Raw genomic sequence first — 11,792 nt, forward strand, 5'->3', positions numbered from 1 at the left:
CATACGCTCACCCCTTCGTAACGCTGAACTTTCCAACACGCTGACCCACGAGCGCCCTCAGGGCTGACCCGTAACAGCGGAGCCTGTTCGCGGGTGCGAATGCCCCGCACAGACGCATCAAGGTTGGCGCGGTGAAGACGCGCCGGGTTCCCTTGCTCAAGTCTGTGTGGGGCATTCGCACCCGCGAACAGGCGCTTACTGCTTTACGGAATCACCCGCTCCTGCCAAACTTTCGGGTACCCCGGCAGATCCTCTCCACCGAATTTGGCGTAGTGCCCGTCGGGCATGCCTTCGTTGCGGTCGAGGTATTCGTCGAGTTCGTCGGCGGTGATGGGGCTTTGCGGCAGCACCCATTCGGTGGGCACTTCCTTGCCGTCGAAGATCTGCTCCATGGCGAGCAGCGGCGTGCGCCACTGGAAGTTGGAGTAGACGGGGGCGAGGCCGGTGAGGCCGGTGTCCTTCCACTTGCGCAGGAAGCTGAGCTCGTCTTCGCCGGTCATGACCGGGTAGTCTTTGCCCGCGTCTTCGAAGGCTTCGATGGCGGCGACGGCGCCGTCGCCGGCGTCCATCCAGATGCCTTGCACGTCACCCTTGGCGAGTTCGTCGGAGATGATTTTCTTGATTTCGGCGGGGTCGGCTCCGGTGAAGTAGTCGACGGCTTCGATGCCGGCTTCGTCGAACAGTTTCTCGGCGCCGGCCCAGCGCTGCTCGAGCACGTCGACGCCGGGGAGGATGCGGAGGGCGACGACCTTATCGCCCTTGTCGAGGTTGTCGATGAGGAACTCGGCGGTGTCGATGCCCCAGGCGAAGCCGCCGATGGGGTGAATGAAGGTGACGGCGCAGTCGGTCTCAACGCCGCGGTCGAAGACGACGACGGGCTTGCCGGTCTCGCAGGCGCGCTCGACGGCGGGCGTCATTGCCGCGGTGGAGTTGGGCGAGATGATGAAGCCGTCGCAATTGCCTTCGGCGATGAAGTAGTCGATGTCGGCGATCTGCGTGTCGTCACTGTCTTTGGCGTCGCGCGTCTCCATCGACGAGATGGCGCCCGATTCCTGGAGCACTTTGAGCTGCTCGTTCATCGTGATCCAGCCGGTCTGACGCCAGGGGTTCGAGATCGATGCGTTGGCGAAGCAGACCTTCTTGGCTCCGTCGGAGGCCCAGTCGGCGGTGTCGCGCATTTCGGCGTTGATCATCTGGAGGTAGGGCTGGTCTTCCGGCCCTTCGGGGGTGACTCCGCGCTCTGCGTCTTGCTTGTCGAAGAGGGCCTGGTCGAACCACTGGCCCGAGTCGCCCGAGTCGGTCGACTCGCTCGTCTCGGTGGTGGCGTCGTCTGCCGGGTTCTCCACCGTTGGGTCGGTGGTGCACCCCGCGAGCAGGATCAGCGATGCCGCGCCGACGAGGCTCGCCGTAATGCTCAGCGATCGTTTCATGATCGGTTCTCCTTTGTTTGGTCGCCCCGCGCGGCAGCGTCGCCGGTGGGATCGGGTGACGGGGTGCTCCCCGCCGGGTCTGTGGGTGTCGCACCGGTCGGGGCGGCGTCGGCGGGGTCGCCGAGGGGTGCGGGATCCGCACCGGCCCCAGCGGCAGCAGCCCCGACGGCGGCGAGCGCCCCGGTCGGCTTCTTGCGGCGTGCGCGGAACGCGGCGCCCGAGTAGGCGACGGCCGCGATGATGATGGCGCCCTGGATGGCGTCGCGCAGGGTCGAGGGCACCGAGGTGAAGTTGAGCAGGGTGAAGAGCGTCTCGAGCGCGAAGGCTCCGGCGAGTGCGCCCCAGACCGAGCCGCGGCCACCACCGAGCACGACGCCACCGAGCACGACCGCGGTGATGGCGATGAACTCGTATCCCTTGCCGACGGAGGGGTGCACACCGGCGTAGCCGACGAGCAGCACGCCGGCGATCGTGGCCGAAAGCGAAGAGATGACAAAGGCGGCGGTCTTGGTGCGCCACACCGAGGCTCCGGCGAAAACGCCGGCCGCGGGGTTGTCGCCGATGGCGACGAGTGTGCGCCCGAAGGGGCGGCGCGAGAGCCATGCGGCGATCCCGACCACGCCGGCGAGCACGAGTACGGCCCACGGCAGCAGACCGATGATCGGCAACCCCTCGATGCCGCCGCGTCCGATCTGTCGGAACGAGTCGGCGGGGTTGCCGGTCGCGGCTCCGCCCGTCCACCACATGACGCCGCCGTAGAGCACGAGCATCATGCCGAGGGTGACGATGAACGACGGCACCTTCAAGAAGGTGGTGACGAGCCCGTTGACGATGCCGACGACGGTGCCGAGCACCAGCAGCAGCACGAGCACCGGCAGCGCCTTCGCGTCGTCTTGCCCGATGAGCGTGCCCGCGAGCACGACCTGAGTGGTGACGAGCGAGCCCTGCGACAGGTCGAACTCGCCGCTCACGATCACGAAGTACTGGCCGATGGCGACGATGGCGATGGGGGCGACGCGCTGAATGTAGCGCACGAGCTGCCCGGGCTCTGCGAACGACGGGTTCAGGATCGCCACGGCGATCAGCAGCACGACGAGCAGCAGGTAGACCGCGCCGCGCGGGCTGATGGCCGTGCGCACGAATCGGGCGAGGCCCGAAGCCGATGCGGTCGCGGTCGTCGCTGCGGGCGTCTCGACGGGTCGCGTGAGGTTCGAGGTCATCGCGCACCTCCTTCGCTGGTGACGTCGGCGGGCAGCGGGGCCGCCTCCCCCGATCGGGTGAAGCGCTCGCGCCGGGCGACGAGACGCCTGCGGGAGTAGACGGCGACGGCGATCACGATGACCGCCCCGCGCACCACGTCTTTGAGGAACGGGTTCACCTGCAGCACACTCATGAGGTTGTCGAGCACCGCGAAGATCGCGACGCCGCCGATGGTGCCCCAGATCGATCCACGGCCACCGGCCAGCAGGGTGCCGCCGAGCACGACCGCGGCGATCGAGAGCAGGTCGTACCCGCCCTGCGTGCCGACGGTCGGGCTGCCGACGCCGAGGCGGCTGGCGAGCAGCAGGCCGGCGATGCCGGCGAAGACCGAGCAGAGCACGTGCGCCCAGATGAGGGGTCGGCGGGTGCGCACGCCCGAGAGTCGCGCGACCTCGGCGTTGCCGCCGACGGCGAAGAGATGATGCCCGAAGCCCGTGCGGGCAAGCAAGAAGGCGACGACTCCCGCGAGCAGCAGCATGACCACGGTCGACACAGGCACTGGCCCGATGCCGGTGGCCCCGAAGAGCTGGAATGCCCACGGCGTCGAACCGGCCGTGCCCTGGTAGTTCGTGTCGAGGTAGCCCTTGAGCATGAGCCCGACACCGAGCGTCGTGACGAAGCCGTGCACCTTCAGCACGGTGACGATCACCCCGTTCGCGAGCCCGATGATGGCGGCGACGGCGAGCGCGAGCAGCACGCCCGGCAGCACCATGCCGGCTTGACCGTTCATCGTCTGCGCGGCGATGAGGCTGGTCAGGCTCACGACGTAGGGCACGGACAGGTCGAGCGATCCGCCGAGAATCACGAGGGTTTGGCCGATCGCGACGAAGCCGAGCACGCTCATACCGGTGAGGATGTCGCGGATGCTGCCGGCGCTGAACAGGTTGCGACCGACCGTCGCGACCAGGATCGCGCTCAGCGCGAGCACCACGATCAGCGCGATGAACACGATCGCGGTGGTGTCGAGGCGCTTCAGGCGCGCGGGCAGTGCGAGGCTCATGCGGCTCCCCGTTCATCGGCGGCGCCCGTCGCGAGCGCGAGGACGGTTTCTTCGGTCGACCCGGCGGGGAGTTCGCCCGCGATGCGGCCGTCGCGCATGACGAGCACGCGATCGGCCATGCCGATGACCTCGGGCAGCTCACTGGAGACGAGCAGGATCGCCACGCCGCGCTTCGCCAGCTCGCGAATGAGCTGGTAAACCGCGACCTTCGCACCGACGTCGATGCCGCGGGTGGGTTCGTCGAGCAGCACGACTCGGGGCTCGGTGGCGAGCCACTTCGCGAGCACCACTTTCTGCTGGTTGCCGCCCGACAGCGCTTGCACCTCTTGGTTTGGGCCGCGGCTCACGAGTTCGAGCGCGTCGAACACCCCGGGAATCGATGCCCGCTCGGCGCGCGTGCGGCGGGGGAAGACGCTGCGGATGGCGAGCAGGGCGTTGTCGAGAATCGACTGGTTCAGTGCGAGGCCGGTGCGCTTGCGGTCTTCGGTGACCAGCGCGACGCCGAGCCGCACGGCCTGCCGCGGGCTGCGAATGGTGCGCGTCGCTCCGGCGAGCTGGAGGGTGCCACGGGTGAACGGCTCGGCGCCGAAGATCGCTTCGACGAGCTCGGTGCGCCCGGAGCCCTGCAGCCCCGACAGCCCGACGACCTCGCCGGCGTGCAGGTCGAGATCGATGCCGTCGAGCTGCGTGTTGCCGCCGCCGCGCACGCGCACGATCGTCTCGCCGACGACGGTGCCCGGCTCGGGGTCGGGGAAGAACGCGCTGATGGGCCGACCGACCATGCGCCTGACGAGCGTGGGCTGATCCAGCGCCGCCGCCGCGTCGCTCGAGACGAGCGAACCGTCTTTCATCACCGTGATGGTGTCGCAGAGATCGAAGATCTCTTTCAGCCGGTGCGAGACGTAGAGAATCGCGACGCCGCGATCGCGCAGACGGCGAATGACGCGGTACAGGATCGCCACTTCGTGATCGGCGAGCGCCGCCGTGGGCTCGTCCATGGAGATGACCCGGGCGTCGATCGAGAGCGCCTTCACGATCTCGACGATCTGCTGCTCGGCGACGGTCAGGCTGCCGACCTGCGAATCGGGGTCGATGCCCGAGATGCCGAGGTCTTCGAGCAGTCTGGTCGTCGCGCGGCGCATGGCCTGCGTGTCGATGAAGCCGCGTCTGCGCGGCTCGCGGCCGAGGAAGACGTTCTGGGCGACGGTGCGATCGGAGAGCAGGTTGAACTCCTGAAACACCGTCGCAACGCCTGCCGCTGCCGCTTCGACGGGGTGCCCGAAGTCGACGCTCGCGCCGTCGAGCTGCACATCGCCGCCATCGCGGCGGTACACCCCGGCGACGATCTTCATCAGCGTCGATTTGCCCGCGCCGTTCTCGCCGACGAGCCCGTGCACGGTGCCCGGCACGAGATCGAGCGAGATGCCGTGCAGCACCTCAACGCCGAAGAACTGCTTGCGGATGTCGCGCACGGAGAGCACGGGGGCAGTCGCGGTCATTGTCGCGGTCGGTGTCTCGCTCATGCCGCACTCACCTCCACCCAGGCTCCGGATCGCGCGGACTCGAGCACGGCATCCGTGATGATGGCGGCCCGCAGGCCGTCGCGGAAGGTGGGCAGCCCTTCCGGGGTCTCGCCCGCGACCGCCGCGTAGGCGTCGGCGATGAATCCGTTGAAGGCGTCTTGGTACCCCTGGGCGTGACCTGCCGGAACGTTCGACAGCCGAGCCGCATCGGCGGAAAGCGTCTCAGGGTCTCTCCGCAGCAGCAGGGAGCCGGCCCGGCGGCCGACCCAGAGCGTCTCGGGATCCTCCTGCGCGAACCGCACGCTCTCGTCGGCGCCGGCGATCTCGAGCACCAGCGCGTTCTTCCGACCGGGCGCGACCTGCGAGATCAGCAGCGACCCGATGCCGCCGCCGGCGAGCTCGATCGTCAGAGCGACCGCGTCTTCGGTGTCGACCGGCTGGCCGCCCCGTTCCGCGTGCACCGTGCGCGTCGTCGCAACGAGACGCGTGATGCGGTCACCGCTCACGAACTCGAGGAGGTCGACGAGATGCGATCCGATATCTGCGAATGCCCGCGACGGCCCGCCGGCATCAGCCGCGACCCGCCAGTTGTCATCGCCCGCGCCCAGCAACCAATCTTGCAGGTAGCGCCCCGAAATCGTGAGCACGGCACCGGCCTCACCGCTGGCGATGCGGGCGCGCGCCTCGCGCACCATCGGGTGATACCGGTAGACGAATGGCACGGCGGCGACGCGCTGCTGCTGCTCGGCGAGAGCGACCAGCTCGCGGGCTTCGTCAGCCGAGGTGGCGAGCGGCTTCTCGCAGACGACGTGAGAGCCGGCGAGCAGCGCCGCGCGTGCATACGCAGTGTGACTCGTGTTCGGCGTGCACACGTGCACGACGTCGAGTGCTTCTGCGAGCAGGCGCTCGGGGGTCGTCGCCCGTGAGTAGCCGAGTTCGGCGGCGGCGGTCTCGGCCCGCTCGGGGCGCGAACTGGCGAGCACGTCGAGGCGTGCGCCGGCAAGGCGGGCTGCGGTGGTGTGGGTGCGAGCCATGAAACCGGCGCCGAGCATTCCGACGCTCGGTGACCAGCGAGACTCCTTCGTCTGCGGGGGCATGTGTCTATTGTGTTTCCACATTCCCCACTTTTGTCAACTATTCTTCATAAGTAACCAAACCGTTACTCAAGTTCGTGTTGTGCTTTACTGAAAGCGTGATCGTGCCATCTTCCTCATCCGGACCCGGAATCTCCACCGCCGGCGGGCTGCTGCAGCTCTTCCGCGATGGCAAGCCGCGCACGCGGGCGAAGCTCGCGCAGATCACTGGCCTCTCACGCCCCACGGTGACGCAGCGCATCGATCAGCTCATCGACCTCGGGCTGATCGCCCCCGTCGCCGATGCTGCCTCGACCGGCGGACGCCCCTCGGCGCAGATCGCCTTCAACCCGCGCGCTCGTGTCGTGCTCGCCGCCGATCTCGGCGCCCTGCACGCGCGCGTCGCCGTCACCGATCTCGACGGCGAACTGCTCGCCGAAGCCTCCGCGCCCCGCGAGATCGCGTCAGGGCCCGAAGATGCGATCGCCTGGATCCTCGATGCCGCCGACGAACTGCTGCCCGGGCTCGGATACGACGTCTCGCACGTCGCCGGCGTCGGCATCGGCGTGCCCGGCCCCGTCGAATTCTCGACCGGGCGCCCCATCAACCCGCCCATCATGCCGGGGTGGGATCGCTTCGACATTCCCGCCGCCATCCGCACCCGCATCGATGCCCCCGTGCTTGTCGACAACGACGTCAACATCATGGCGCTCGGCGAGCTCGCCACATCATGGCCCGGCGTGACCGATCTCATCTTCGTGAAAGTCGCGAGCGGCATCGGCGCCGGCATCATCTCCGGCGGATCGCTGCGCCGCGGAGCGAACGGCGCCGCCGGCGACATCGGGCACATCGCCCTCGCCCGCGCCGCGGATACGCCCTGCCCCTGCGGCAATCGCGGCTGCCTCGAGGCGGTCGCTTCGGGGCGCGCGCTCGCGGCAGCGCTCAGTACCGCCGAGGCCCCGCTGCACCGACCGAGCGAGGTCGTCGCACTCGCAAAGGCGGGCGACGTCGGCGCGATCCAGCGCATTCGCCAGGCCGGGCGCGACGTCGGCGAAGTGCTCACCGCGTGCGTCAGCATCATGAACCCGTCAGCGATCGTCATCGGCGGCACCATGGCGCAGGCCGCCGAGCACCTCGTCGCCGGCGTGCGCGAAGTCGTCTACGCGCGGTCGATCCCGCTCTCGACCGAGCAGCTCGCCATTGCACCGTCGCGCGCCGCGGGCAACGCCGCGATCTACGGCGCGGCGCAGCTCGCGATCGACGCGGCGCTCGCCCCCGAACGCATCACGGCCGCCCTTGGCGGGTAGTGGGTCGGCGGCGGTGCACTCCGCCGCCGCTTCGTTTCGCCGCCCCTTCGCAGCTGCCACAGCCATTCTGCGATTGGGGTAACTTCGGACCAGTGTTGGGGGCGATTCGGCTGCCCACACTGGTCCGAAGTTACCCCGATCGCCCTCTGGAGCGACGCGGCAGCCGCAGCGCCTTACGGCACCGTGTAGCCGGCGGCGCGGAAGAGTTCGTACCATTCCGCGCGGGTCAGCGTGATGTCCGAACCCTGCGCGGCGGCGGCCACGCGGTCGGGCGAGGTCGTGCCGAGCACCACCTGCATGCGCGCGGGGTGACGCGTGATCCACGCCACCGCAATCGCCTCGACCGGCACCCCGTACTGCGCCGCGAGGCGGTCGATGACCGCGTTGAGCTCGGGGTAGCGATCCGACCCCAGGAACGGGCCGTCGAAGAAGTTCGCCTGGAACGGCGACCAGGCCTGCACCGTGATGTCGTTGAGGCGGCAGTAGTCGAGCACGCCATCGTCGCGGGTGACCGACTGCGGCAGGCCCTGCATGTTCGCGGCGACACCCTGCGCGATCATCGGCGAGTGCGTGATCGAGAGCTGCAGCTGGTTCGCGACGAGCGGCTGCGACACGTACTTGCGCAACAGGTCGATCTGGCGGGGAGTGTGGTTCGAGACGCCGAAGGCGCGCACCTTGCCCGCGGCCGAGAGCTCGTCGAAGGCGCGGGCGACCTCTTCGGGTTCGACCAGCGCGTCGGGGCGGTGCAGCAGCAGAATGTCGAGGTAGTCGGTGCCGAGCGCCTCGAGCGAGCCGTGCACCGTCTCGATGATGTGCTCGTACGAGAAGTCGAAGTACGGGCCGTCGGTGATGATACCGGCCTTCGACTGGATCACCCACTGCTCGCGCTCGGAGGGTGTGAGCCGCAGCGCCTCGGCGAATCGGCGCTCGCACCCGTGCACCGAAGAACCGTAGATGTCGGCGTGATCCAGAAAGTTGATGCCCGCATCACGAGCCGCACTCACCAGCGTGCGCACCTCATCGTCGGTTTTCTCCTGGATGCGCATCAACCCCAGCACGACATCAGAGACGGTCAGGTCGGTTCCCGGCAGTGTGAAAGTCCGCATGCGGCTCACCCTACCGAACGCACGAACGCCCCGAAACCCGTTGCGTGCGCGGGGTCGGGGCGTTCGGGTCAGAGCCTGCGGGATCAGCGGGCTGCGCCCGCTCCACCGCTCTCGGCCTGCGCGATCAGGCGGAGGCCGCCGTGAGGGCCGCCAACTCTGCCACGTTCAGCTCGAGCGAGAGCGACGCGAGCAGTGCGGGCAGCTGCTCGAGGTTGCGTGCACTCGCGATCGGGGCGGCAACAGTGGCCTGCTGGCGCAGCCACGCGAGCGACACCGCAGCGACCGGCACGCCGTGCGCTTCGGCGGCGGCGTCGAGTGCGGCGAGCACCTCGCGACCGCGATCGTCGAGGTAGCCGGCGGCCTCGCCCGCACGCGGGCTCGCACCGGCCGCGGTCGCGTCGGCGGCATCGCGGTACTTGCCCGCGAGGAAGCCCTTGGCGAGCGAGAAGTACGGGAAGACCGAGAGCTGCTCGTCGTCGGCGACGGCGCGGAGGCCGTTCGTCTCGAACTCGCGCTCGACCAGGTTGTAGTGCGGCTGCAGTGCCACCGGCAGGTGGTAGCCGCCCGCTCGTGCGATCCGGAACCACTCGGCGATGCGCTCAGCCGTGTAATTCGAGACGCCGATGGCGCGAATCTTGCCGGCGTCGACGAGCTCCGAGAACGCGGCAACCGTCTCTTCGAGCGGAGTCTCGGCGTCGTCGAAGTGCGCGTAGTACAGGTCGATGCGGTCGGTCTGCAGGCGCTGCAGCGAGGCGTCGGCGGCCGCGCGCACGTTCGCCGCGGCGAGGCCCGTGAACTGCGGGTGCGTCGACACCTTCGTGGCGAGGGTGATCGAATCACGGCTGCGGCGGCCCGCGAACCACTCACCGATGATGGTCTCCGACTCGCCGCCCGTGTTGCCCGGCGCCCAGTGCGAGTATCCGTCTGCCGTATCGACGAAGTCGCCGCCGCCCGCGACGAACGCGTCCAGCACGTCGAACGAGGTGGCCTGGTCGGCCGTCCAGCCGAACACGTTGGCGCCGAGCGCCAACGGTGCGATCTCGAGGTCGGAGGATCCGATGCGGGTCCGTGCAGCAGTTGCGTTCGGTGCAGCCTGAGTCATGAGGTCTCCTTCGCGGGTCGGGTCACCATGCGGTGCGTCCACTCGACGCTAACAGCGGAGGCTGCGCCCGCATTCCGATGTGACGCCGCGCGGCGGCGGTTCGGGGCTCTGCGCCTTCCGCCGCGCAGGAGCAATGAGGGCGCGGAGTTGCGCTCAGAGGAAGATCTGCACTCAGCGGAACCGTTTGGGCGTCGGGCGATCCTCTGACTGCAGATCACCGGCTGAGCGCGGTGCGGAACAGACCGCGCTACTCGCACGCAACGCCGTCGCCATCGCGGTCGAGCTTGCGCGAATAGCCGGGCGAATCCACGTACAGCGGCGCCGCGCCTGCCGCCCGCACTGCGTCACAGTTCGCATAGTAGGTCGAGGTCGACTGTGGCACGCCGATCGATGCTCCTGAGTCGACGAACTGCGCCGGTGCCGAGGTGCTCTGGAGTTCAGCGACCTGTGCGGCGAGCGCCTGATTCGACGCGCTCAGATCCCCGACCTCGGTCGCGTGCGTCTCCACCTGCGCCTGGAGCGACAGCACCTGCTGCTTCTGCGTCTCCAAATCGGTACGCGCCTGCTCTGCCGCCTGCTCCGCGGTCGACGCGGCTTCTTCAGCGGCTTCGAGCGCATCGTCTGCGGCACGCACTTCTTGATTGGCTTGCTCGAGCTCCGAAGTGAGCGATTGCTCCGTCGCCACGAGTTCCGTGTGCTGGGCGTCGGATCCACCCGCACCCACCCCGGTTCCGAGCCCGAACGCGAGCAGCGAGCTGATGACCGGAACGCCGACCGAGACCCATTTGCTGCGCTTCGCGCGTGCGGGTACGGGTACGGGTACGGGTACGGCGGCCTGCGGTGATCCGGAACCGGGAATCCAATGCGTCATTGCGTTTACTACCTCTATGTCTGTGCGTCGTCACTCTGGCGAACACCCCAGCGTAGACATGTACACGGTGCGCTTTTGCACGATCGACCAGGTTTTCGCCCGCGTTTTCATCCTCGGGAGGCTCCACTCCCGCCGCCGAGCGCTTTCGGCTTCCGCTCAGAGAAAGATCTGCACTCAGCGGAACCGTTTGGGTGCGGGGCGATCCTCTGAGTGCAGATCACCCGCTGAGCGCGGTACGGAAAAGCAAGCTGCTCGGGAAGCGCACCACCCCACTACCCTGGGGGCATGACGCTCGAAGCCGACGATGCGCTGCGGGTGATGACGTTCAACGTGCGTCGCCGTTTCAGCGCACTGCTGCAGCCGCGGGCCGACCGCTGGTGGCTCCGCAAGCACCGCCTGCGCGAGCTGCTGCAGCAGCATCGCCCCCACCTGCTCGGCGCGCAAGAGGCGCTCGGGGGTCAGGGCCGGTGGGTACGCGACTCGCTCGGCGCCGACTTCCGCAGCATCGGCACGGGCCGCAGTGCGCGCGGCACGGGCGAGGCCTGCCCGATCCTGTACGACGCACGCCGGCTCGAGCTGACCGACTGGCGCCAGATCGCGCTCTCGGCGACGCCCGATGTGCCGGGGTCGCGCAGTTGGGGCAACGTGATTCCGCGCATCGCGGTCGTCGCCAACTTCGAGGATCGCTGCACCGGCGCGCGCTTCCGACACCTCAACACGCACCTCGACCTGCTCAGCGGCCATGCCCGGCTGCACTCTGCCGAGCAGCTGCGCGCGCTCGCGACCGCTGACAACCCGCTGGGCTCGGCGATCCTCACCGGCGATTTCAACACCGGGCCGAAGTCGCAGCCCGCCCGCATTCTCAGTCAGCACGATGCGATGCGCGATGCGTGGCCTGCGGCGAGCGCACGGCTCACGCCCGAGTACCGCACGTTTGCGGGGTATGCGGCTCCGACGCCCGGGCGCCGCATCGACTGGATCTACACGACACCCGATATCGCGGTGGATCGCATCAGCATCATCAGCGAACCCGCGCGGGGCGGGTGGGCGTCAGACCACCTCCCGGTCTTCGCTGAGCTGCGTGTGCCGAGGTAACCCCGGCACACGCAGCCTGCCGGCT

Annotated in this window: 10 protein-coding genes; 2 read left to right on the plus strand and 8 right to left on the minus strand. The window is 68.8% G+C overall.

What is annotated here, in order from left to right; genetic code table 11:
* Positions 1-203: 203 nt before the first annotated feature.
* Genes ACZF5Y_RS14310 through ACZF5Y_RS14330 form a run of 5 tightly spaced genes read right to left on the minus strand, consistent with a single transcriptional unit; the run spans position 204 to position 6,310 of the window.
* Positions 204-1,430: a substrate-binding domain-containing protein gene (locus tag ACZF5Y_RS14310; RefSeq protein ID WP_497533392.1), complete on the minus strand. Its 1,227-nt coding sequence runs from the start codon at positions 1,428-1,430 to the stop codon at positions 204-206.
* Positions 1,427-2,650, minus strand: a complete 1,224-nt coding sequence (locus ACZF5Y_RS14315) for an ABC transporter permease (protein WP_497533393.1) — start codon at positions 2,648-2,650, stop codon at positions 1,427-1,429. Before ACZF5Y_RS14315 ends, ACZF5Y_RS14310 begins: the two co-directional genes overlap by 4 nt.
* Positions 2,647-3,690: an ABC transporter permease gene (locus tag ACZF5Y_RS14320; protein ID WP_497533394.1), complete on the minus strand. Its 1,044-nt coding sequence runs from the start codon at positions 3,688-3,690 to the stop codon at positions 2,647-2,649. Before ACZF5Y_RS14320 ends, ACZF5Y_RS14315 begins: the two co-directional genes overlap by 4 nt.
* On the minus strand, positions 3,687-5,213 hold the full coding sequence (locus tag ACZF5Y_RS14325; protein WP_497533395.1) for a sugar ABC transporter ATP-binding protein: 1,527 nt from the start codon (positions 5,211-5,213) through the stop codon (positions 3,687-3,689). The genes ACZF5Y_RS14320 and ACZF5Y_RS14325 overlap by 4 nt, the downstream gene beginning before the upstream one ends.
* A complete protein-coding gene (locus ACZF5Y_RS14330; RefSeq protein ID WP_497533396.1) occupies positions 5,210-6,310 on the minus strand; it encodes a Gfo/Idh/MocA family protein in 1,101 nt (366 codons plus the stop codon). The genes ACZF5Y_RS14325 and ACZF5Y_RS14330 overlap by 4 nt, the downstream gene beginning before the upstream one ends.
* A gap of 98 nt (positions 6,311-6,408) precedes the next feature.
* On the opposite strand from ACZF5Y_RS14330, the gene ACZF5Y_RS14335 reads away from it, so the two are divergent.
* A complete protein-coding gene (locus tag ACZF5Y_RS14335) occupies positions 6,409-7,593 on the plus strand; it encodes an ROK family protein (RefSeq protein ID WP_497535343.1) in 1,185 nt (394 codons plus the stop codon).
* Positions 7,594-7,766: 173 nt separating this feature from the next.
* Here ACZF5Y_RS14335 and ACZF5Y_RS14340 read toward each other — a convergent pair whose 3' ends face one another.
* The 3 genes from ACZF5Y_RS14340 to ACZF5Y_RS14350 all read right to left on the minus strand — a co-directional run bounded on the left by ACZF5Y_RS14340 (position 7,767) and on the right by ACZF5Y_RS14350 (position 10,672).
* Positions 7,767-8,699 carry an aldo/keto reductase gene (locus ACZF5Y_RS14340; RefSeq protein ID WP_497533397.1) on the minus strand — a complete coding sequence of 311 codons (933 nt, stop codon included), beginning with the start codon at positions 8,697-8,699 and terminating at the stop codon, positions 7,767-7,769.
* Between the two features lie 124 nt (positions 8,700-8,823).
* Entirely contained in the window at positions 8,824-9,801 is a 978-nt protein-coding gene (locus tag ACZF5Y_RS14345) for an aldo/keto reductase (protein WP_497533398.1), read from the minus strand.
* A 247-nt stretch (positions 9,802-10,048) separates the two neighbouring features.
* Complete coding sequence (locus ACZF5Y_RS14350; RefSeq protein ID WP_497533399.1) at positions 10,049-10,672, minus strand: excalibur calcium-binding domain-containing protein; 624 nt, start codon at positions 10,670-10,672, stop codon at positions 10,049-10,051.
* Positions 10,673-10,957: 285 nt separating this feature from the next.
* On the opposite strand from ACZF5Y_RS14350, the gene ACZF5Y_RS14355 reads away from it, so the two are divergent.
* Complete coding sequence (locus tag ACZF5Y_RS14355; RefSeq protein ID WP_497533400.1) at positions 10,958-11,767, plus strand: endonuclease/exonuclease/phosphatase family protein; 810 nt, start codon at positions 10,958-10,960, stop codon at positions 11,765-11,767.
* Positions 11,768-11,792 lie beyond the last annotated feature (25 nt).

This window comes from Leucobacter sp. WKLB1 (assembly GCF_059696215.1).

What these genes read in the sequence shown, in the direction of transcription:
- ACZF5Y_RS14350 (WP_497533399.1), bottom strand. Translation starts at nt 10,672, where the DNA reads ATGACGCATTGGATTCCCGGTTCCGGATCACCGCAGGCCGCCGTACCC.
- ACZF5Y_RS14310 (WP_497533392.1), bottom strand. Translation starts at nt 1,430, where the DNA reads ATGAAACGATCGCTGAGCATTACGGCGAGCCTCGTCGGCGCGGCATCG.
- ACZF5Y_RS14345 (WP_497533398.1), bottom strand. Translation starts at nt 9,801, where the DNA reads ATGACTCAGGCTGCACCGAACGCAACTGCTGCACGGACCCGCATCGGA.
- ACZF5Y_RS14325 (WP_497533395.1), bottom strand. Translation starts at nt 5,213, where the DNA reads ATGAGCGAGACACCGACCGCGACAATGACCGCGACTGCCCCCGTGCTC.
- ACZF5Y_RS14340 (WP_497533397.1), bottom strand. Translation starts at nt 8,699, where the DNA reads ATGCGGACTTTCACACTGCCGGGAACCGACCTGACCGTCTCTGATGTC.
- ACZF5Y_RS14330 (WP_497533396.1), bottom strand. Translation starts at nt 6,310, where the DNA reads ATGCCCCCGCAGACGAAGGAGTCTCGCTGGTCACCGAGCGTCGGAATG.
- ACZF5Y_RS14315 (WP_497533393.1), bottom strand. Translation starts at nt 2,650, where the DNA reads ATGACCTCGAACCTCACGCGACCCGTCGAGACGCCCGCAGCGACGACC.
- ACZF5Y_RS14355 (WP_497533400.1), top strand. Translation starts at nt 10,958, where the DNA reads ATGACGCTCGAAGCCGACGATGCGCTGCGGGTGATGACGTTCAACGTG.
- ACZF5Y_RS14320 (WP_497533394.1), bottom strand. Translation starts at nt 3,690, where the DNA reads ATGAGCCTCGCACTGCCCGCGCGCCTGAAGCGCCTCGACACCACCGCG.